Origin of the sequence: Proteinivorax tanatarense, from assembly GCF_040267685.1 — a bacterium.
Lineage (GTDB): Bacteria > Bacillota > Proteinivoracia > Proteinivoracales > Proteinivoracaceae > Proteinivorax > Proteinivorax tanatarense.
Window position 1 is genome coordinate 1,031,252 of sequence record NZ_CP158367.1, and the last position, 21,654, is coordinate 1,052,905.

Here is a 21,654-nt window from a genome sequence, read left to right on the forward strand (position 1 = left end):
GCTATTCTGCTGTTGACTTTGCTGATTTTGTTGCTGGCCCTGTTGCTGTTGCATTAAATTGCCATGCTGGGTATGCTGACCTTCTTGGAAAATCTGAGAACCTTGTTGAGTCTGCCCTTGCTGTTCCATAGCATGAGCAGGTTCCTGAAAACTTGGATGTTCAGGATGCCCAGTTTCAAAGTATTTACCTGGAGTTGATAAGTCAAAGTAAAGCCTAGCTTGCTCATCTACACCAAAGTCCATATTAGAACCAGTTTCTTGAACCTTCTGGAATGCCTGTCTAAACAGAGCGTTATGAGCTTCTTCACGGTTAAGAAGGAAGTCGATGGTGTTTTTGACATGCTTGTCGTCAATTTGACGATAAAGCATCTCATAAACAACCTTAGCCCTCTGCTCAGCTGCTATATTAGATAAAAGATCCGCCGGTAAGTCTCCGGTAACATTTACATAACCAGCAGTCCAAGGGAAACCAGAAGCGTTGGTTAACTGAGGAGCCAGCCCTGTCATAGTATGAGCTTCAATAGAACCTGCACTTACTTGATTAACATCGGGTTTGTCGCCGTTTAAAAGGTTGATAGTTTCTGCAACCATTTCCATATGACTTAACTCTTCAGCACCAATATCCAAAAACAAATCCTTAATTTCAGGATCTTTAATTCTAAAACTTTGACTGATATACTGCATAGCAGCTTTTAGCTCACCTTGTCCTCCACCAAGCTGCTCAAGCATCATAGCAGCGTAAGTTGGGTTTGGCTTTTCCACTTTTACTTCAAAATTATTTAACATGTGTTTTTCATGTTTAAACAAAGAAGAAAACCTCCTTTTAATTTTAAGTTTTCTCCTTAATATTGTTTGCAGTTTTAAGCAAAACTAATAAAATTAAAATTTCCTTTTGTTTGAAAAAAATGAAATGAAATGAAATGAAATGAAATGAAATGAAAGCAGAAAGCAGAAAGCAGAAAGCAGAAAGCAGAAAGCAGAAATGTTACCCTCAAAAATAGTAGTGGCCGCGCCTCTGTGCCGGCCAAGGGCAAAGATGGCTTCACCAAATACACGCCGTCAGAAATGACAAACCCTCAACGCAAATAAGCAGAAAGTAGAAAGTAGAAAGCAGAAATGTTTCCCTCAAAAATAGTAGTGGCCGCGCCTCTGTGCCGGCCAAGGGCAAAGATGGCTTCACCAAATACACGCCGTCAGAAATGACAAACCCTCAACGCAAATAAGCAGAAAGTAGAAAGTAGAAAGTAAAAATGTTTCCCTCAAAAATAGTAGTGGCCGCGCCTCTGTGCCGGCCAAGGCCTAAGATGGCTACCGCGACTAATCCAATTTATAACTTTTAAAATCGAATATTGATAAAAAATTAAAAACATTATAACATATCCCTAGAAGGTGAAACCGAAGCAGAGTTTTTCCCACATTTACGGGACGCTACCCATCATGTAGCTCATTTCGCAATGTTTACCATGGCGAAATCAGTCCCATGCCAGATAACGGTTAGCAAATATTGTTGGCAAACAAATTATAAAGGAGTGTTGCAATTGAAATTAGCTATTTTGGTTCTTATATTAGTAACTACTAACAGGGGGTCAAATAATGAAGCTGAATTCCCTTATACATCGTAGCAGGTAATTCATTGCCTGCGGATATGAAACTCCCAAATGACACCAACTTCATCTAGCTATCATGGCATATATATAGCCTTAAATCTCCCTATACCGATAGATAATGAAATAACTTATCTCATTTTATCAGTAACTACATTAAACCTACGCAAGGTTAAAAAAGTGAATCCATTAGAACAAACATGTTAGCCTAGTTGATACAGGGTAAAACCTATTAAAAAAGTTGCCGCACGCAGACTTGCACCACTACAACATCAAAAAGCTACACTTATGGCTACCATAACTACCCAACTATTTTTTATTCAAAAATACAAAGGAAGGAGACAAACAATGAAACTACAAAAACTAAAAAAACTCATAAAAGAAAGTAACAATATCGTCTTCTTTGGGGGGGCTGGTGTTTCCACCGAAAGTGGCATCCCTGATTTTAGATCGGCTCAAGGCATCCACAATAGTGATTCAGGATTTGGATATTCTCCTGAAGAAATATTAAGCTATTCATTTTTCACAAAACACCCAGATATATTTTATAAGTTTTACAAAGACAAAATAATCCATAGAGATGCTAAACCAAACCCCGCTCACCAGACTCTAGCTAAACTAGAACAACAAGGTAAACTAAAGGCAGTAATCACTCAAAATGTAGATGCCCTTCACCAAAAGGCTGGAAGTAAAAATGTTCTAGAGCTCCACGGATCCATATATAGAAATCATTGCTTAAAATGTGATAAATACCATAGCTTGGACTATATAATAAAAGCAAGAGCAACTCCTGAGTGCCAAAGCTGTCAAGGTATAATCAAGCCAGATGTTACGTTGTACGAAGAAAGCCTTAATATGGATATAATAGAAAAAGCTATCACATATATATCCAAAGCAGACATGCTAATAGTAGGGGGAACATCCTTGACAGTTTATCCAGCAGCTCACTTAATCGAGTATTACCAAGGAAATAAGCTTGTAGTGATAAACAAGCATCACACTCAATATGATTGGAAAGCTTTTTTGTGTATTAACAAAGGGATAGGAGATGTTTTCAAAAAAGTGCTAGATAGCTAGGGTATAAATTTTTACTGTAAGGCCTAGATGGGAAAGCTATACGAATATGCCTAATCATACAGATATGGAATGTAACCTGGACTTATTTTATTCATACTATAAATTAAGTAATATAGGGGAGTTGAATAATATGAGTCCTTCAATAAACTTCAGTACAATTCAGCAAGCAATTGATGCTGCAGATCCTGGTGCTACTCTTGACATTCCTGCTGATACTTATAATGAAAGAATAACAATAGATAAACCTTTAACGTTGCAAGGTCCTCATGTTGGTCAAGCGATTATCGATGGTTCTGGGCTTTCTGACGAACCTTTAGTAATAATTTTGGCCAGCGATGTAACCATCAAAAGACTTACTATACAAAATAGTCCTATACATGGGATACGCGTAGGAAGTGGAGATTTTACTAATATCTCTGGTGTTTTAATTGAGAATAATACAATTAGACTAAATAGTAATGCAGGAATCATCACAAACCACTTTGCTTCTATGAAAATAAGAAATAACCAAATAAATAATAACGGAACTGTAACTGGATTTAATCGCACCGGTATCATGTTAAATCCACATGGTAAATGTAGTATTGTAAAGAATCAAATTAACAATAATTTTATGGAAGGCATATATAGCCAGGGAAGTGACGAGGGGTTAAGAATAGAAAACAATACAATTAAAGAAAATAGACTGGTAGGAATTAACCTTGCTTGGAATCAAAGGAATACCCAGATAGTAAATAACTATATATACCAAAATGGTATCGGGGGGAGTGAGCAGGGTGGAATTGTGATAATCCAAGCATTAGCAGAAAATATTTCTGGTAATAAACTAATAGAAAATAACACAACGGGTATTTTATGGGGGTGGGTTCCCACAGAAGGACCTATTCCTAAAGAAATTTTAGTTTTGAACAATATAGTTAAAAACAATCAGGAAGATGGAATTTTTCTATTTACCCAAGGGGCAGGTGGTTTTACACCTCCAGACTTATTTCCTTTAGAACCTACACTTTTATCTAATATAATATCCGATAATAATAGAGCGGGAGTCTATAATAGCAATGATTTTTTTGATTCTCCTGGAAACTCAAACCCTACCGTTAATTCCAATGACATTGAAGGTAATAATGAATGGGGTGTTTTTAATGGGACTGAATTAGCCTTAGTCGATGCTACAGAAAATTGGTGGGGAGATGGAACAGGACCATTACACCCAGAAGAGAATCCCGGTGGAATGGGCGATAGAGTTAGTGACCGAGTGAATTTTATTCCCTGGCTAACTTCACCAAGTGCTCCTCCAGAGGTACAAGAATGTATAGTAGAGCAGATTATCTTACAAGATTATAAAATTAGACCTCATAAAGATGAGAAAACCTTAGTAGTTTTGTCAATCAATATATCTGGGAAAATATTGTTAAGTTATCCGCAGCAAGAAGTTTGGATTAGCTTTAACCAGACTCTTAAGAGAAAGGTGTTGTTTGATACACCTTACTCGGAGCATTACAAGGGGGCAATTGTTAGCCAAGGCAGGTGTTCTGCTAAAGCTCTGTCTAAAGGAGAACTAGAAGTATCAGTTTGCACTTTAATAATTGTAACTTTATTTGCTAAAGTACAATTACTCATTCCTAGTTATGGATATAGCTCTATACCATCAGAATGTATGAAAGTTCCTGATAAAAGGCCTTTTAACAGCAGAGTAACTCAAGCAAAAGAATTAAAAGGTTCAAAACTTAATTACAAAGATGCTGTTAATGTAAAAAAAGTTTACGGAACATGTACTGTAAAGGGAAAACTTAATTTTCCAGTTTATATATCTTTCTAAAATTAAATGAAATCCCAGCTATAAAAATAGTTGCCGCTTATTCTTATCAACCATTAAATAATGCTCCCTTTATAATATACAGTTTTTTTAAAACTGTATATTATAAAGGGAGCAAAGTTTTATCACAAAAAGTTTACCTTTATTGGATGTCGTTAATTATAGTTTGTATTTCTTCATAAATTATATTATCATTATTTACTAAATAAGTTGGCGCTCCTGGCAATCTACTAAAGGTTAATTCCCCAACTATGATTGGATACTTTTCTTTTTCAGTATGAAAGGTTAAAGTATAATCATCCCTTGGGACATAAGTTCCTTCATGTTTAATTAGATTCATTTCTTCATAGGGTTGAACAAAATTTTCTATTTCCTCTAAATCATCTATTACAGCTATTTCAGCCCCGCCAGAGTCAGCAATTGTTATTTTTTGGACTTCTTTTCCATTAACCAACTTCTGTAGCTTTCTTTCATAACTTAAATCTCGTCCTTGATAAAAAGCAAAAACTGTAGCGAATACTAATAAAATAATTAATAAACCTATCCAATGCCTTTGAGTCACACATATTCCTCCCTATATAATCTTATTTTTTCTTGCATTTACTCTTTTTTCCATAGTTTTTCAATTTTAATTCTTTACTTTTAAAGAAACACCACTAGATAAAAGTCTTCAGAATCAGGTTTTAGTCCTATTTTGGGGTATAGCAAACAAAGCGTCATTATAATTCACTTTATTTCAGCGGTATATACCCACTTCATCCATGGTAGCAAACCTCCCATGTCTAACAGGGTCATGCCCTAAATTCCTTCGTTCCGCTTATCCATGTATGGGTGTCTGTATGCTCCTTTGCCGAGTCATGCTCTAATGGAAGAATTATTGACTACCTGCTGCTTCTTTATTGTTGTAAGGAAATTAACTTCAACTAGGCATTATTTCTAACGGACGCTGTCCTAATTCAAGGTATGGTACAAAGTAACTAAGCTGCTAGCTGAATGCTAGGTCTTTTTATGTCAGCAATAAGGCGTTGTGCACTATACTCTTCATTTTTCGTCAGTATGGCAAACAAGACCCTTATCAGTTTACAGCATATTGCTATTATCGATTGTTTTTTCTTCAGTGGATTGTGCACTCTGGTTGTGTAGTAGTGATGAATAGAGCCAAATTCTTTATTCTTACCTACTAGTGGCATGGTGGCCTGAAACAATATGGCCCTTAACCGTTTCCTGCCACGCTTACTGATTGTTGTTTGCCCTTTATGTTTACCTGAGCTACTTTCTTTAAGTGCAAGGCCAGCTAGTTTTTGTATCTGTTTAGGTGAGTCAAAGCGCCTTATATCACCCACTTCCCCTAGGAAGCTGGATATCGTAACTAGGCCTATCCCTTTAATCTCAAGTATTTTATCAACACCTGGTATTTCTGCACACAACCTTTCTATCATCTCTAATATAATCTCATATTGCTTAGATTTATTATGATAGTCCTCTAATAACATCTTTAGTTCAAACCTAGCTGCTTCAAGGCCTTGTGTGACGCCTATACTACTTTTAGCTGCATTATACAAGCTCGTGGCTCTCTTTATCCCAATAGCTCTTATTTTACGTTGGCGCCATAACTGGTTAATACCCTCTGCCCCAAGTTCTACTAAATCTTTTGGTAAAGGACTAGTTTCTAATATTATTAGACTTGCTACGCCATCAAAAGCTTTAAATACTTTGCTGTATTCTGGAAAACAACACTTTATCCAGCGTTCGATCCTATTTTTAATCATACTTAGCTCTTTGGTAATGCGAATTCTATTTACTGTTGCAGTTCGTAGTTCTGCATATACCCCTTCAGGCATATATGGCTCATTAAATCTTCCTTCTATCACTAGTTTAGCTATTGTTTTAGGATCCTTAGCATCTGTCTTTGATGGATGGTTATCATCAAGCTCTTTGCTTCTTTTTACATGAAACGGATTAACTAAAACTAGTTTAATTTTGTTTTTTTTAAGACTTTCACCAAGGCTAAACCAATAATGGCCAGTAGGTTCAGCACCAACTATAATGTCTGTCTTGTTTGTTCTATCTTTAATCTTTTCTAACCAAGAGTAGAATCTGTAAAATCCTTCTTCACTGTTGTAAAATTTAAATACCTTATCCAGTTCTCGTATAATAAGTTTTAGATAGAAAAACTAGTAGCAAATAACTTCTGAGAAAACAGTGAGCGTTTATGCCGCGAAAGCCTGTTTACGTGGGGTAGCACCCTCTGGTAAAATCTTGATGGCGGAAGCCAAAAAAGTGTTATAATACCAACTTCCGCTTAAAAATGGGAGTCCAGAGGGTGCAGGGGCCCCATGTCAACAGGACCGTGGAATAAATGCGGGTTGCATAAAAAATTGAAAAAGCTTAATCAACTTGGATATTGAGCCCTATCTCCTAGATAATAGTAGTATGGAAGGATCTATCTGGATTAAGGCTAAGTCCAACTGCAGCAAGACTGCTAGGATAGACTGTCTCCCAGCTAATAGTTGTACTGCAAACTCACAAGCTGTATCTCTTGCCTGACATACCGAAATGTAGCGGCTTCGGAGCAGCTTATGAATGGCAAGTTTCGAATACTTATATGCGAGTCTGTTGCCAGACTGTTAGTAACTAGGGATAGGGTTCAGTATCCAAGCCGTTCCAAATAAAAACGAAAGGAGGTCCTATCCATGAATTTATTTGTTGGTATTGATGTTAGTTCTCAAAAGCTTGACACTTGTTTGCTTAACAGCGAAGATGAGGTTTTACTTGAAGTTTCTCTACCTAATAGTTTGGTTGGTGCTAAAAAAATCAAAGAATATATTATCCAATTTGATGAGCACATAAACTATGACCGTATTATCGTTGGTATGGAGGCCACCTCTATTTACAGCTTTCATCCTGCTACTTTTTTAGCGGAAGACTCTGATTTAAAAGCACTGGAAATAGAGGTCGCTGTCATAAACCCAAAACAAATCTCTAAGTTTAAAAAGATGTTTGATGAAGATAAGACGGATACAGTAGATGCATACCGTATCGCAGACTTTCTCCGCTTTGACCGTTTTAACGTTTCCTTGATCAAAGAAGAAAAATATATGGCATTGCAACGGTTGACTCGGTCACGTTACCAGCTAGTTGGACAGCTAGCTGAGATGAAACAACACTTTATAGAAAACCTCTATTACAAATGTAATACCCTCACCAAAGAAGTTGATACATCTATTTTTGGTGCAACTATGATGGATTTACTAACTGACTCTATCACTCTTGATGAAATCGCTGATTTGTCTTTAGAAGATTTAGTGGAAGTTCTTCAACAAAAAGGCAAAGGTCGGTTTAGTGACCCAGAAAAGCTTGCAAAATCAATTTCTAAAGCTATTAAAGACTCTTACCGCCTTGGTGACATGATGCAGGATTCAGTAGATGTTGTTTTAGCTTCATATGCTATGATGATTAAAACCCTGAAAAAACAAATCAAAGAGCTTGATAAAGCAATCGGGCGTTTATTTAAAACAATACCTGAATCTAAGTCTTTACTTAGCATACCTGGTGTTGGCCCAGTTTATGCCGCCGGTATAATCGCAGAATTAGGTCAAATTGAACGCTTTGAAAATGAAGCAAAGGTAGCAAAGTATGCTGGCTTACATTGGAAAAGAAAGCAGTCTGGTGATTTTGAATCCGAAAGAACAAATATCACAAAGACAGGCAATCGTTACCTTCGATATTACTTGATTGAAGCTGCCAATTCAGTGATGCGAAATGAACCTGTCTATAGAGAGTATTATCTTAGAAAGTATGAAGAAGTACCTAAGAATCAACATAAAAGAGCACTCGTCCTTACCGCAAGAAAATTTGTGCGCATGGTGGATGCGCTGCTACGCAATCACCAATTTTATGCACCAGAAAGGAGTGCATAAATATCGAATAATATTCGATGCGTAATCCTTTGTTTATAGCCTAAGATACCTTAGGCTTAGTTAAGTGCGCCTTTTTTAGAAGTTTCACTACATATTTTATTAAAAACATTTTGCTAGATAACTTGACTTATTACCACAAGTCTATCCCTCTCCAGTCAAAAGCTCTAGCATAGTGTATTTCACTAGCTATATCAATACCTATGACAATTGTTTCTTCTTTTACTTGATTAATTTTGTTATTTTGGTTAAAATTCATTAGTAGGACCTCCAATAAAATGATTTTATTACACTGATCAGTGATAATTTCATTTTACTGTGAGGTTTCTTTTTATGCAAAGCTTAAATTTAATTAATAACAGGAATGCTCCTTTTATTGTTACCTCAGCTTAGCTAAAAATAAGAGAACTATTTAACAAATAACGAGAAAAGCCTCTATTAAGCTTACTTTAAGTCTAGCTTATTTAAGCACCATGTCAATATATAAAAACTAGATTATAGTGTGAAGTAATAGCGCTAAAGTAAGTTTGTTTATAGCTTTTTGATGATTAAACCTTAAACAATAATTTCTAGTTTTAAAAATCAATTTAAAGTTTATCTAGTAAAAAAAGGAAACTAAAATTTAACCTAGAATTAAATTATATAGGAAGTTGCAAAACAATTTAAGTTTCGTAACTGCTCACTTCGCAGGAGGGTCAAAGTCATTCAACTAAGCAGTTCGGAATTTTGGAAATAAAAACCCATTTATTCTAGGTGTTGTAGAGTTTTGTAATCGCCAATAGAATAAAAAAACACAAAAGGGGGTATAACATGTTTGAATTTAAGGACCTAGATTATTTGACAGATGGTGAAATTGATTTAATAATTCAGGAAAAAATACCAGCTAATAAGGAAAGGGAATTTCTGCCTGCATATAAATACAGCATTACTTTACATAATTGCAGCGACCCCATAGGTAATATTGATATTCGCATTGGATACAACGAGAATATATATTATGGAGGCAATATAGGCTACGAAATCGATGAAGCTTATAGAGGTAATAGCTATGCTGCAAAAGCGTGCAAAATAATAAAAAGGGTAGCTCTTTCTCATGGCATGAATAAGCTGATAATAACATGTAATCCTGACAACTTCCCATCTAAAAGAACATGCGAAAAAATTGGTCTGAAACTAAAAGAAATAGCAGATTTGCCTAAAGATAACGAGATGTATCAAAGAGGAGAAAAGCAAAAATGTATATTTGAGTGGAATTTAAAAGAATAAAAAAGTAAAATTTGTTTCAAACAAAAATAATTTAATGGAGGTGATACTAAATGAAGGAATTAAAACTGTTTATAATGAAAACATGCCCTTTTTGCCAAAAAGTAGAAAGGTATATGAAGGAAAACAATATATCTATAGAAGTGGCAGACATAAAGGAAGACCCTAAGAGCAAAGAAGAGCTCATAGAGCAAGGTGGTAAAGTTCAAGTGCCAATGCTTCTTATCGATGAAAAACCATTATATGAGTCTAATGATATTATTGATTGGCTTAAAGAGAATAGTTAGAGGGCAGACTGCATATAAGCACCTTCTTCGTTATAATCTAACACCAGAATCTCCTAACGTATTAAAAGTTACGATTCGGGATTCTGAGTGTCTAAGTTAAGAATTATAGCACTTCTAAGTAGTATGAGCGAATTATAAAAACTGATTAGAAAAAACAAGACTCCCGCGTGTTACTTATACGCTGGGAGTCTTGAATTTTTGTGCCTAGAATCTGAGTAAATCTAAGTAGCCTATATATAGGGTATATTTTTTGAAGTCATCCTGAGCTTGCCGAAGGATCTAGCCCACAAGGGCGCAGGACCCACAAAACGGTTAGGGAAGATCCTAGCAGCAAATAACAAAAGTAACAGTTACTTTAGAGCTAGATGAGCTATTGAAAGTAAGACCGATGTAAACGAAGAAATGCTAAATCAAATAAACAAGGATTCTTATAAAATCTCTATAATAACATATGTAAATAACGTAAATCAGATAATAAAGCAAGAAGAGAAAATATATTATGAAATGGAATTGCTAGGTGATTCTGTCAAATTAGAAAACAACATGACTATCAAATACTGGGACTAAACAAAGATATAGACATAAAGCTACCAGATTTTGACGACATCAATACAACAAGGCTAGAAGATGCAATTAATTAAGAAGAAAAGTCCTTTCCTATCCAACATGTAAAAAAAAGTAGAGGGGAATTCATTCCCCGGTATAAAATAGGAGGCAAGTCAAATCTCATCACTTTTGCACCAAAACAACGTAGCAGGCAATTTATTGCCTGCGGACATGGAAACCCAAATGACTACAACTTCCAACCTCACACCTCCCACTACTCAAACGGTAATTCATTGCCTGCGGGCAGGGAATCCCAGATGACTCAAACTTCCAACACTCTAATTAACAGATAATAGACAACCTAAATAACACTTTACTTTCCAACAATCCCACTATCTTCTATCCAACTAGATACCATAGGAAGTAAGTGTATCATTTTAAAATATTTGCTAGGGTAGATTCGAGTTTGCCATTTTACTTATGGGCTAAGATATTCCTCTGCTGTTTCTCCACATGCCCGACACCTTCGGCTTATGAGACGACATATCCATGTCTCTGATGTTAATGAGAGATAGCTCAACGCCAAAGGCTTACTCACAGGGAGAAAAGACGCAGATGACTAATACGCCCTGCCAGCAAAATGGCAAACCCTCAGCAGGTGGAAGCGGGCTTCATTCTTATCCACCTACTATAAGTTGTCTCTTGCCGTGTAGAGGGGAATTAATTCCCCGGAGAAAATAGGAGAGGTCAATCTCATTTAATCACCACCAAGAACGTAGCAGGTAATTTATTGCCTGCGTACATGAAAACCAAAATGGTACCGACTTCTAACATCTTTACACATACAACATAACCTTACAAAATTCAAATGACCCTATAGGCAATATTGATATCCGCATTGGCTACAACGAAAACATATATTATGGCGGCCATATAGGTTATGGAATAGATGAAGCCTATAGAGGCACAGCTACGCTTCAAAAGCTTGACAAAATTTTAAAACAGGTAGCCACTTCCCATGGAATGAATAAAATGATAATAACATGCAACCCTGGCAACTGGCCCTCAAGAAGAACCTGCGAAAAGGCTGGTCTAAAACTAAAAGAAATAGCAGATCTGCGGAAAAGTCCAAGTGCCAATGCTACTAATAGACGGAAAGCCGTTATATGAGTCGGAGGAGATTATTAAGTGGTTTAAAAGTAGGCCAGACAGCTTATAAGCGCCTATCTTCGTTGTTGTGGGACACTCACCACTTAAGCAGACAGCAGTAATTTGTGAGTGTTCCACGCCCGGATCTAAAACATTTAAAAATCCAAGACTCCCACGCGTTACTTATACGCTGGCGTTTTGGATTTTTTTGTGTATCGATCTTAAACAATTCTAAGCAGCTAGTGCGGTCTTACTTTTTGAAGTCATCCTGAGCTTTGCCGAAGGATCTAGCCCATAAGGGCGCAGGACCTATGAAACAATCAGGAAATGGGCCTAACACTCAAACCAACCTTTAATTTCGGTACTGGAGTTTTTCTGTGTTGCGGGTATAAGTACTTCTATTCTGGGTATTTGATGCATGTCAAAAATGACTACCATGAATTACACATGGATGAAGTATAAAAACACTCAGCGCATAGGTGAGTAATTTCTTACAGTTACTGACTTAATTAAGTGTTATGTTAGCCATAGGGAAGAGATTCTCTTAGCAGGACAGTAACTACGTTGCATAGTTGTTTTTAGAAAAACTTGACACGATAAGTTGCTTTTTTTAATCACTTTTTAATGACTATAGTTTAATAATTGAACCGTTACAAGAAGTTATTTTATGTTATAATTATTTAATAATACATATTTTTAAGGAGGCATATCTATGTGGTGTGTAAACTGCGATAAAGAGGTAGCTACAGATACTTGCCCTGATTGTAATATGAAAACGCAGGATGATATACCTGTAGAGGTGTATTTTTGCCCTGAGTGTAATGTTCCAGTTATAAGGGAGCTAAACTCAAAGGTTAAAGAAGTGTGCCCGTTATGTAAAGGAAAAACAAAATACTTAAGTAAGGATCTTAGGCCAGTCTTTCCACAAGAAAGGCTGCTTTTTGAGTTAATGAAATATAAACCGGGAGACCTAATAAACGATTCTGTATGGTGTAACAACGCGATGTATTATATAAATGGAAAATCTAAAAGTTTATCTTCTACAGATATGAAGAAATCTGACCCACAAAAACTAAGAGATCTCCTTCAAAAGCACAAAATAGATAATAGTGTTGAAATATTTAATCAATACAAAAGTAAATTTATACAGGCTAATAAAGAAAGGTTAGAAAAATTAAAAACAGAAGCATATCAATTTATCAATGAAGCTAGAAAAGGCTACACAGACCAACAACTTATAGTATCTTTCTCAGGTGGAAAAGATTCAACAGTAGTTTCTGACTTAGTGATTAAAGCTTTAGGAAATCCACAGGTATATCATATATTTGGAAATACAACCCTTGAGTTTCCACTTACCATCGAATATAAAGATAGGTTTCGAAAAGAAAATCCAATGACCGTAATGCGCGAGGCTAAAAATAGAGAAAAAGATTTTTATGAAGCTTGTCATGAAATAGGGCCACCAAGTAGAGTTATGAGGTGGTGCTGTACTATGTTTAAAACAGGTCCAATTACAAGGACAGTAAACAGCATGGCTAGAAGGAGCAATGTCCTCACCTTTTACGGCATAAGAAAGTCTGAATCTGCTAGTAGAAGTAAGTATGACAGAATTTATGACAGCCCAAAAATTATGAAGCAAAAGGTCGCTTCTCCAATTTTTAACTGGAAAGATATAGATATATGGTTATATTTACTTGGTGAAGATGTTGACTTTAACGATGCCTATAGATTAGGTTTTGACAGGGTGGGATGCTGGTGCTGCCCTAACAATAGCGAACGCTCTCACTTTTTAGCTAAATTGTATATGCCTGATGAATCTAAAAAATGGAGAGATTTTTTAATTGGCTTTGCGAAGGCGATTGGAAAGCCTGATGCAGAAGAGTATGTAGATAGTGGAAACTGGAAAGCTAGGCAGGGTGGTTACGGAGTAGCTGCAGCTAAGGATGTAAAAATTAATAATTCTGCTTGTACTGCTGACGAAAATGCCCAGATATATGAGCTGTTTAGACCATTAGAGGAAGAACAGTTTTATAACCTTTTTGTACCATTTGGCAGGGTTTCTAAGGGTTTAGGTAGAAAATTACTTAAAGAAGTTTTAATTTTGGATAAAAACAATGTGCCGATTATTTCTATACAACCTTACAAAAATAATACATCTGATAACTTAGTAAAGATACAAACGATGAACGTAAAAAACCATGAAGAACTGCAAAGAAAAATATCTTATCAACTACGAAAATATAATGCCTGTAGAAAGTGTTTAGGCTGTGAATCAGTTTGCAAGTTTAGAGCTATAACGGTAAATGAATTAGGTTATAAAATAGATGAAAATAAATGTGTAAAATGCGGAATGTGTATAACCGATAAATATTTACGTGGTGGCTGTTTAATGTCTAAATACTTATTTTCAGCTAACGAGGGGGAAAAGAATGAAGTTTAGAGGTCACGAAACATTTCATATAAGGCAAGGTTGGCTATTTAAAGGCCTAAAGCAAATAGAAAAAAAAGAGGATATTTTTTTAAGCAAGGATCCTAAACCTACAGATGTGTTAGGGATGGGTAATAACATGGTTAAATCCCTAAGATATTGGTTACAGGCAGTAGGATTAACCCAGGAGAAACAAGTAAAAAGAAAGACTGTACAGAAGCTGACGGATTTAGGGGAAATTATCTGGGATAAAGACAAGTATATTGAGGAATTAGGAACTTATTGGATACTTCATTATGAATTAGTTTCCAATAACCAATTAGCTCCTACTTGGAACTGGTTCTTTAATCATTTTAATATTAAAGAGTTTAACAAAGAGGATTTTGTTAATAGTTTACAAAGTTATGTTAAATTTGAGACAGAAACAAAGGTTGCTAAAAGCTCGCTAGATTCAGATTTTAGTTGTCTCGTAAACTTTTATGTGCCAAGGCGGGTTATGCATCCTGATAAAATATCTCCTGAGGATACACTAGATTGCCCCTTTGGCCAACTAGATTTAGTTGGATTGAAAGACCGCAAGGAAAGGGTTTACATCAAAAAAACCCCTAAAGTCTCAAATATTCCGCCCAAAATTGCTTTAGCTATTTTAGTAAAAAATCTTGATGGTAGAAAAGAAGTGAGTATAAATGAAATATTAACCTCCTGTAATAATCTAGGTAAAGTATTTAGTTTAAACATCAATACTCTTAATGCTTTGCTAGATGAACTAAAACAGCTAGGTTATATAACTATAAACAGGACCGCAGGGTTAGATGTTGTTAATCTACCAAACGATTATAAGTATCTTACCTTAATAGAACAATATTATAATGACTTAAACACAGGATTGAGGGGAGAGCATGCATAAAATAGATTTATCAAAGTTTATAAAAGTATCACCTAACTTTCAATATTCTATAAACCTAAAATATGACTTTAACAGCAGAGATAAAGTTAAAAGTTATATACCAACTAGTAGCACCTATGAAATTTTTGAAGACTTTCTATTAAGCATGAATAAAGGAAAATCAAATGGAAGAGCAAAGTTGTTAACCGGGCCATATGGAAAAGGGAAATCACACCTAGTGTTAATGTTACTAGCTTTTTTTTATTATAAAAACAAAAACGTATACCCAAACTTTTTGGAGAAAATGAAAGAGCACAGTCCTAAGCTTTACAAAGCAGCTTTGGAAGAGATGGCAGATAATAAAAAGATGTTACCGGTTATTGTATCTGGTAGCAACATAAACATTAAGCAGTCTTTTTTGCAGGCTATAAAAAACTCTCTTGATAATGAAGGTATAGAGGATATTATGCCGGAGACTTACTTCAATGCAGCAGTTGCTATGATACGTAAATGGTCAACAGAGTATCCTGAAACGTTAAAGAGGTTTACTGAATTAACTGAAATGGACTCTGAGAAGTTTATAAAAGGGTTAGAAAATTACAGTCATGAATATTATCAACAGTTTTTAGACGTATACCCTAAAATAACATCTGGTAGTGAGTTTAACCCACTTCAAGACTTAGATATTGTAGAACTATACGAAGATGTATTGCAGCAAATAAAGCCAATAGGTTATAAAGGGCTATTTATTGTGTATGACGAGTTTAGTAAATACTTAGAAGGAAGTATTGATAGAAATTCAGCTTCTGAAATAAAGTTTTTACAAGACTTAGCAGAAAAATGCAATAAGGGTGGAAAAGAAGATGAGGTTTTCCAGTTGCTGCTAATCACCCATAAAAGTATAAGTTCCTATGTAGATAGATTACCAAAAGAAAAAGTAGATGCATGGAAAGCTGTTGCTGAAAGATTTAAGACTATAGAAATAAGTCATGCCGATAATCAAACGTATGAATTGATGTCAAATACTATAATAAAAGATCATGAGGTTTTTACTAAATTTAAAGACGACAAAAAGGAAGAGTTTAAAAGCCTTTATAAAAAATTAAGAGAAGTTAACAACGGAGAAAACTTAGAAGAGCAAAAAACAATAGTGGAAGGATGCTACCCACTCCATCCACTTTCCTCGATACTTTTGCCGAGTGTTTCAGAAAAAGTTGCACAAAATGAAAGAACTATTTTCACATTTTTATCTGCTGACGATAAAAATACCCTAGGCAATTTTTTAAAAAAGGACTTCTGTGGGTTTACAACACTAACGCCAGACTATATTTATGACTACTTTGAACCCCTGTTTAAAAAAGAGAACTATACGTCGGATACTTATAAAACTTGGAGAGATGCTAAGAGTTCGTTGACAAAGGTATCAACAGAATTAGAAAGGAAGATTATTAAAACTCTATGTTTAATCTATATAGTTGGTAATTTCCGCAAAATACCACCTACTAAGAAAGTTATTATTGAGTCATTAAGTCATTATGGTGACGAAAAAGAAGTCATGGATTGTATTGAGAAACTAATAAGTAGCAAAAACCTCTACTATGTCAAAAGTAAGGGCTATTTAAAATTTATCGAAGCTACCGATATCGACGTTCAGCAGTTGATAAATGATACTAAAGAACTTAGAAAAAATACCTATGACAAGTCTAGCCCGTTAAATATTAATCTATTCAATAACTTTATTTTAGCTACTCGATACAATGTAGAGCGTGAAATCAGAAGGTACTTTAGTATACAGTTTATTGATACTAAGGAGCTGAGCAGTGTAGAAAACTGGGACAAAAAACTAAAAGCTATAGATGGTGACGGGGTTTTATACTGTGTAACTGCTAAAGACTCAGCAGATATCGATAAGGCAAAAGACATGATTAACAATATCGAGCACGATAGGATTGTTTTTGTAACTCCCAAAGACAAATTAGATATTGATAAAGTTTTAGGAGAATACGATGCTATAAAATATTTGATTGATAAAAATGCTTATGAGGATAAAGACCCACTCTTAAATGCTGAATTAGAGGTTTACTTAGAAGATACAGTAGACCAATTATTTACCTATTTAAGTTACTATCTTTATCCGGAGCATAACAAAGCCTCCTACTTTTACAAAGGTGAACAGTTAGAAATAAAAAGAAGAACGACGCTGAACAAACTTGTTTCCGATATTTGTTATGAAGTGTATCATTCAACCCCGGTTATACCAAATGAACTTATAAATGTAAGTAAGCCATCAAATACAGCTCAAAACTATAGAAGAAAAGTATTAGAAGGTCTTTTACAAAACAGGTTACAACCAAGCTTAGGGCTTATAGGTCATGGGCTTGATGTTACAATAATGAGAGCAACTTTAATAAACACTAATATACTCAAAGAAAGTAATGGTCAATGCTACGTAAATATTAATGGGGATGACTTAGACCCAAATATAAAAAATATTCTTAGTAAGATAAGAGAATTTTTCCTTCTTACTACCAAGGAAGGAAAAACTAAGTTCTCAAAGCTATATGAGGTATTAACCGAGCCTAAACATGGTATCGGTTTGAGAAGGGGCTTGATCCCAATATTTTTATCTGTAGTTTTACATGAGTTTAAAAATAATATCGTTATAACTCAAAAGGGAATGGAGCTTGTTTTAGATGGCAAACTAGTTGATAGCATAAACACTAATCCAGAGCTTTATGAGGCATTTCTTGAGGACTTAAGTATAGAAAAAGAAAATTATCTTAAAGATCTAGAGGGATTATTTGAAGGGTATGTTCTACCAGAAGAAAAAGAGTATAATAGCTTTGATTATGTCGTTAAAGGAATTCAAAGATGGTATTTTGACCTGCCTAAGTTTGCTAAAGAGTATAAACAAGAATATCTAGGTAGTGGAGAATTTAACAAACTGCCTAAAAATATTATTAAGATTCGAAACAAGGTTAAACAATTTAATCCAAATGCCAATGAACTGCTATTTACCGACTTTGTTGAAGTAGCAGGTTCTTCAGACTACAAATCTGTTTTTGAAGAAGTGGAAGAATTTAAAAATAAGCTGGACCGTAGCTTAGAAAACCTACTTCAAATTTTATCTGATGAGACTCAAAGAATTTTTGGTGGGAAGTTACAGCAAGAAAGCCTACCTTCTGCATTAAAAAATTGGTATGAAGCTTTAGATGACTTTACTAAAAAACATGTAATAAGTAACAGTGCGAACAGTCTCTTAGAAACTAGTAAAGATCCCAAAACCAATAACCCAAAGGAAATCATAAAAAAACTTAGCATTATAATAACAGGGTTAAGAATAGAAGACTGGAATGAAAACTCAATAATGCTATTTTTAGAAAAATTAACAGAACTAAAAAATAATATAGATGAACTAGACAAAGCAAACATTAATCAATCGGACGCGGCACAAACAGAATCATATGTACTAACTTATATTGATGAAAATGGCGAGAAAAAAGATAGGATATTAAAGAAAAAAGAGCCATCAAACACTGCAAAAATCTTGCTAAATGAACTGACCACAATATTTGAAGAGTATGGTGCTGCTGTAGATGAAAATGATAAGAGACAAATCCTAATGGAGATGTTACAGAAAATGTGCTAGTAATTAAAACCCGTAATTGAAATGACTTTTATTACGGGTTTTTCTACAATGGAGGTATGTATAAAAATGATATACATGGATAACGCTGCTACAACTTTTCCCAAACCGGAGAAAGTATACGAGCAAATGGATAAATTTTATCGTCAATACGGAGTAAATGTAGGGCGTGGTCAACATAATTTAGCCAGCAAGGCTTCTAGGCTTGTACAAGAGACAAGAATTAAGCTGAAGACCCTATTTAACTGTAAACCAGAACACGAAGTGATTTTTACTCCTTCTGCAACTGAGGCTATAAATATAATTTTACAGGGGCTGACTTATAATTATGACGAAACAATATATATAACACACTTTGAGCACAATGGAGTTTTAAGAACCTTAAATCATCTCCAGGAAAAATACAATTTACAAATTGAGTATATACCGATTGATAAAGAAAGCCTTTCATATGATTTAGAAGAAATTAAGTATAAGTTCCAAGAAAAAAGACCAAGTAAAGTGATTTTAAACCATGCAAGTAATGTATGCGGACTTATCACGCCCATAGGAGAAATTACAAAGTTAGCTAAGGCTTATAATGCTGAAATAATCGCCGATTGTGCCCAAACAGCTGGATTGTTAGAAATTGACCTTGTAGCTGATAAAGTCGATTTTCTAATTTTTGCTGGACACAAAACTTTATATGGTCCTTTAGGGGCTTCAGGCTTTATTATGGAACGGAGTAAAGCTTTAAGACCGTTAATGTACGGAGGGACAGGAGTAGAATCCGCAAACCCTAAACTTCCTAAAAAATTACCAGATAAGTTTGAAGTGGGGAGCATAAATATCCATGCTATATCTGGACTTAATGCAGCACTTAGGTTTATTGAAGAAACTGGCATACAGAACATAAGAAAAAAGGAAAAAAAGCTTACCTTAAAGGCAATAGAAACATTAAAAAAGCATAGAGAAATAAAACTCTACACTCCGGATGATATAGAAAACCAAGTAGGAATCATCTCTTTTAACATACCAGGGTACTCTGCTGATATTATAGGCAACTTTTTAAACGAAAATGAAATTGCAGTAAGAACTGGACTTCAATGTGCACCGCAGGCTCATAAATTCTTAGGAACTGATCCTGCTGGAACAGTGAGAATAGGGTTAAGTTATTTTAACAACTTAGCTGACATTGAGCAGTTAGATAATGTATTAGAAGAGCTGCTGTTAGAGATTTAAATTTTTGCGGTTATACTAATTTTCGGAGAAGGGGTGAGATAGTAAGGTTAGTGATTTATTAATTGGATAATGATTAAAACTTATACAACCAAAACAATAAAGAGGTGATTTTGATGGAGAAAAATAGTTTTGTATATTATCTAGATCAGTTTAATGTACTGTCTCCGAACCATTCTAAGATCTATGACGAATACACATCAGGTACAGAATTTTCCGAATATAACTTTACTATAAAAACCAAAGTGCAAAACCAATTAATTTCTTATTTTAAGCAAAACCCACAAAATGTGATCTTGACGGGAAATGCAGGGGATGGAAAAACTAGGTTATGTCGAGTAGTATATGATGAACTAAGTAACAAAAAATTAAATGATTGGCCAGAAAAAGGCATTATAGATATTGACTTCAAGTTTGGTACACTTAGAGTAGTAAAGGATCTTTCTGAATTAAAAGATGATGTGATTTTGCATCAACTAAAAGAGTTGCAGAAATCTATGCTTGATAAAAAGAGGAAGTTATATTTTTTAATTGCAGCAAATGAAGGGAAATTAACAAAATTTATATCAAAATATGATGAGTTAGAAAGTCTCAGAGAGGAAATTATGTTAAGGTTTGAATCTCATTATAATAATAATGAACAACTGAATTTGATTAACCTTTTAGATATTACCTCATCAGTCTATGTTAAGGAAATTTTAAATAATTGGAATAGAGAGGAAAATTGGGAATCTTGCCGTCAGTGTACAAAAATTGAAAGTTGCATTATTTTCTTGAATCATAAGAGGTTGTCTGTTGATCTAATTAAAGATAGAATTTTAGAACAATATCGCATACTAGATTATCTAGATATTCATATTACTATGCGGGAATTGTTAATCCACATGAGTTTTACAATAACAGGCGGCCTGTTATGTAATGATATCCATGAAGCACAGTATAAAGAATTAGCTGAACAATCTAAGAAGGTATACTATGAAAACTTCTATGGAGAAAATGTGAAAGCTAATGCATTTGTAGATATGAAGGCGGTTAAAGCGTTACGAACTATTGATGTTGGGGTCTCCTCCCAGTCAGAGGTTGATGATTTTATAGTTAATGGTGATATCAGTGGGGATGAAAAACTTGAAAAATACCATAAAAAACTTTTTGATGAAGACCTAGATATGTCTTATGGCTATTTTACAAGGAAATTAAAACGATATAGAGACCATAATGGTGTTGCCGATAATGATTTTATAGATGATTGGGTACAGAGGCTGCGGAGGAAATTTTATTTTGAGGCTATAGATGAAATTGAGATAAATCGAAGATTGCTATTGCCTTTTCAACACTTAGGTCAATATGAGAATTTGTTCAATAATCCAAGGGAAAAAGTTACTGTACGACCCAAATTAATTAACGGTCTAAATCGTTCTTTTACAAATAGACTTGTTAAACCATCACAGAGTTTGTTTGCTACAAGTCAGAATTTAATGATTTACGATGAATTTAGAGGAAGAACATTAGAAATTAAAGACCAAGAGGGCAGGGAAGATATTGACTTTATCCCTTCGAAATTTAAGTTAGAGATCAGTCCGGAAGTAAAATTACAAATGAATTTGTATATATTTGAATATTTAATGAGGGTTAATAGTGGGGGAACTCATAATGTTCTTAGTGAAGAAGCTCATATTCTAATTGATACATTTAAAAATGATTTGCTAAGAATAAGTGAACCTGAGGAATATGTATTGAACATTTTAAGACTAGATAGAGAAACAGGTCTTTATGTAGATGACCAAATAGAATTATAAAAAAACGAGGGGGGACTATAA

General features: G+C 34.7%; 16 protein-coding genes and 1 pseudogene. 13 read left to right on the forward strand and 4 right to left on the reverse strand.

Annotated features, from left to right (window positions below):
* Positions 1 to 138: 138 nt before the first annotated feature.
* Positions 139 to 807: pseudogene (locus tag PRVXT_RS05060) on the reverse strand (manganese catalase family protein); the annotation flags it as partial.
* A 1,145-nt stretch (positions 808 to 1,952) separates the two neighbouring features.
* Here PRVXT_RS05060 and PRVXT_RS05065 point away from each other — a divergent pair.
* Together PRVXT_RS05065 and PRVXT_RS05070 are read left to right on the forward strand one after the other, a co-directional pair.
* Positions 1,953 to 2,681: an NAD-dependent protein deacylase gene (locus tag PRVXT_RS05065; protein ID WP_350344585.1), complete on the forward strand. Its 729-nt coding sequence runs from the start codon at positions 1,953 to 1,955 to the stop codon at positions 2,679 to 2,681.
* A gap of 130 nt (positions 2,682 to 2,811) precedes the next feature.
* Positions 2,812 to 4,500, forward strand: a complete 1,689-nt coding sequence (locus PRVXT_RS05070; protein ID WP_350344586.1) for a right-handed parallel beta-helix repeat-containing protein — start codon at positions 2,812 to 2,814, stop codon at positions 4,498 to 4,500.
* Between the two features lie 139 nt (positions 4,501 to 4,639).
* Here PRVXT_RS05070 and PRVXT_RS05075 read toward each other — a convergent pair whose 3' ends face one another.
* Both PRVXT_RS05075 and PRVXT_RS05080 read right to left on the reverse strand, forming a co-directional pair.
* Complete coding sequence (locus tag PRVXT_RS05075; protein WP_350344587.1) at positions 4,640 to 5,059, reverse strand: hypothetical protein; 420 nt, start codon at positions 5,057 to 5,059, stop codon at positions 4,640 to 4,642.
* Between the two features lie 415 nt (positions 5,060 to 5,474).
* Positions 5,475 to 6,653 carry an IS110 family transposase gene (locus tag PRVXT_RS05080; RefSeq protein WP_350345112.1) on the reverse strand — a complete coding sequence of 393 codons (1,179 nt, stop codon included), beginning with the start codon at positions 6,651 to 6,653 and terminating at the stop codon, positions 5,475 to 5,477.
* A gap of 537 nt (positions 6,654 to 7,190) precedes the next feature.
* On the opposite strand from PRVXT_RS05080, the gene PRVXT_RS05085 reads away from it, so the two are divergent.
* Positions 7,191 to 8,417 (forward strand): IS110 family transposase, encoded by a 1,227-nt coding sequence (locus PRVXT_RS05085; RefSeq protein ID WP_350344588.1) that lies wholly within the window; start codon positions 7,191 to 7,193, stop codon positions 8,415 to 8,417.
* 130 nt (positions 8,418 to 8,547) lie between these two features.
* Here the strand turns inward: PRVXT_RS05085 and PRVXT_RS05090 are convergent, their stop codons facing one another.
* Positions 8,548 to 8,673: a hypothetical protein gene (locus tag PRVXT_RS05090; protein ID WP_350344589.1), complete on the reverse strand. Its 126-nt coding sequence runs from the start codon at positions 8,671 to 8,673 to the stop codon at positions 8,548 to 8,550.
* Between the two features lie 551 nt (positions 8,674 to 9,224).
* Here PRVXT_RS05090 and PRVXT_RS05095 point away from each other — a divergent pair.
* The 10 genes from PRVXT_RS05095 to PRVXT_RS05140 all read left to right on the forward strand — a co-directional run bounded on the left by PRVXT_RS05095 (position 9,225) and on the right by PRVXT_RS05140 (position 21,633).
* Positions 9,225 to 9,680: a GNAT family N-acetyltransferase gene (locus PRVXT_RS05095; RefSeq protein WP_350344590.1), complete on the forward strand. Its 456-nt coding sequence runs from the start codon at positions 9,225 to 9,227 to the stop codon at positions 9,678 to 9,680.
* 50 nt (positions 9,681 to 9,730) lie between these two features.
* On the forward strand, positions 9,731 to 9,964 hold the full coding sequence (locus tag PRVXT_RS05100) for a glutaredoxin family protein (protein WP_350344591.1): 234 nt from the start codon (positions 9,731 to 9,733) through the stop codon (positions 9,962 to 9,964).
* 402 nt (positions 9,965 to 10,366) lie between these two features.
* A complete protein-coding gene (locus PRVXT_RS05105) occupies positions 10,367 to 10,531 on the forward strand; it encodes a hypothetical protein (protein WP_350344592.1) in 165 nt (54 codons plus the stop codon).
* An 828-nt stretch (positions 10,532 to 11,359) separates the two neighbouring features.
* Positions 11,360 to 11,680, forward strand: coding sequence for a GNAT family N-acetyltransferase (locus PRVXT_RS05110; RefSeq protein WP_350345113.1), 321 nt, complete (start codon positions 11,360 to 11,362; stop codon positions 11,678 to 11,680).
* Positions 11,643 to 11,729, forward strand: coding sequence for a hypothetical protein (locus PRVXT_RS05115; protein ID WP_350345114.1), 87 nt, complete (start codon positions 11,643 to 11,645; stop codon positions 11,727 to 11,729). The genes PRVXT_RS05110 and PRVXT_RS05115 overlap by 38 nt, the downstream gene beginning before the upstream one ends.
* 642 nt (positions 11,730 to 12,371) lie before the next feature.
* Positions 12,372 to 14,099, forward strand: a complete 1,728-nt coding sequence (locus PRVXT_RS05120) for a phosphoadenosine phosphosulfate reductase family protein (protein ID WP_350344593.1) — start codon at positions 12,372 to 12,374, stop codon at positions 14,097 to 14,099.
* Entirely contained in the window at positions 14,089 to 14,994 is a 906-nt protein-coding gene (locus tag PRVXT_RS05125; RefSeq protein ID WP_350344594.1) for a DUF4007 family protein, read from the forward strand. Before PRVXT_RS05120 ends, PRVXT_RS05125 begins: the two co-directional genes overlap by 11 nt.
* Complete coding sequence (locus tag PRVXT_RS05130; protein ID WP_350344595.1) at positions 14,987 to 18,622, forward strand: hypothetical protein; 3,636 nt, start codon at positions 14,987 to 14,989, stop codon at positions 18,620 to 18,622. The genes PRVXT_RS05125 and PRVXT_RS05130 overlap by 8 nt, the downstream gene beginning before the upstream one ends.
* Before the next feature lie 66 nt (positions 18,623 to 18,688).
* Positions 18,689 to 19,840 (forward strand): aminotransferase class V-fold PLP-dependent enzyme, encoded by a 1,152-nt coding sequence (locus PRVXT_RS05135; RefSeq protein ID WP_350344596.1) that lies wholly within the window; start codon positions 18,689 to 18,691, stop codon positions 19,838 to 19,840.
* Between the two features lie 113 nt (positions 19,841 to 19,953).
* Positions 19,954 to 21,633, forward strand: coding sequence for a hypothetical protein (locus tag PRVXT_RS05140; protein ID WP_350344597.1), 1,680 nt, complete (start codon positions 19,954 to 19,956; stop codon positions 21,631 to 21,633).
* The last annotated feature ends 21 nt before the right edge of the window (positions 21,634 to 21,654 follow it).

What these genes read in the sequence shown, in the direction of transcription:
- PRVXT_RS05065 (WP_350344585.1), top strand. Translation starts at nt 1,953, where the DNA reads ATGAAACTACAAAAACTAAAAAAACTCATAAAAGAAAGTAACAATATC.
- PRVXT_RS05070 (WP_350344586.1), top strand. Translation starts at nt 2,812, where the DNA reads ATGAGTCCTTCAATAAACTTCAGTACAATTCAGCAAGCAATTGATGCT.
- PRVXT_RS05085 (WP_350344588.1), top strand. Translation starts at nt 7,191, where the DNA reads ATGAATTTATTTGTTGGTATTGATGTTAGTTCTCAAAAGCTTGACACT.
- PRVXT_RS05090 (WP_350344589.1), bottom strand. Translation starts at nt 8,673, where the DNA reads ATGAATTTTAACCAAAATAACAAAATTAATCAAGTAAAAGAAGAAACA.
- PRVXT_RS05095 (WP_350344590.1), top strand. Translation starts at nt 9,225, where the DNA reads ATGTTTGAATTTAAGGACCTAGATTATTTGACAGATGGTGAAATTGAT.
- PRVXT_RS05100 (WP_350344591.1), top strand. Translation starts at nt 9,731, where the DNA reads ATGAAGGAATTAAAACTGTTTATAATGAAAACATGCCCTTTTTGCCAA.
- PRVXT_RS05105 (WP_350344592.1), top strand. Translation starts at nt 10,367, where the DNA reads ATGCTAAATCAAATAAACAAGGATTCTTATAAAATCTCTATAATAACA.
- PRVXT_RS05120 (WP_350344593.1), top strand. Translation starts at nt 12,372, where the DNA reads ATGTGGTGTGTAAACTGCGATAAAGAGGTAGCTACAGATACTTGCCCT.
- PRVXT_RS05125 (WP_350344594.1), top strand. Translation starts at nt 14,089, where the DNA reads ATGAAGTTTAGAGGTCACGAAACATTTCATATAAGGCAAGGTTGGCTA.
- PRVXT_RS05130 (WP_350344595.1), top strand. Translation starts at nt 14,987, where the DNA reads ATGCATAAAATAGATTTATCAAAGTTTATAAAAGTATCACCTAACTTT.
- PRVXT_RS05135 (WP_350344596.1), top strand. Translation starts at nt 18,689, where the DNA reads ATGATATACATGGATAACGCTGCTACAACTTTTCCCAAACCGGAGAAA.
- PRVXT_RS05140 (WP_350344597.1), top strand. Translation starts at nt 19,954, where the DNA reads ATGGAGAAAAATAGTTTTGTATATTATCTAGATCAGTTTAATGTACTG.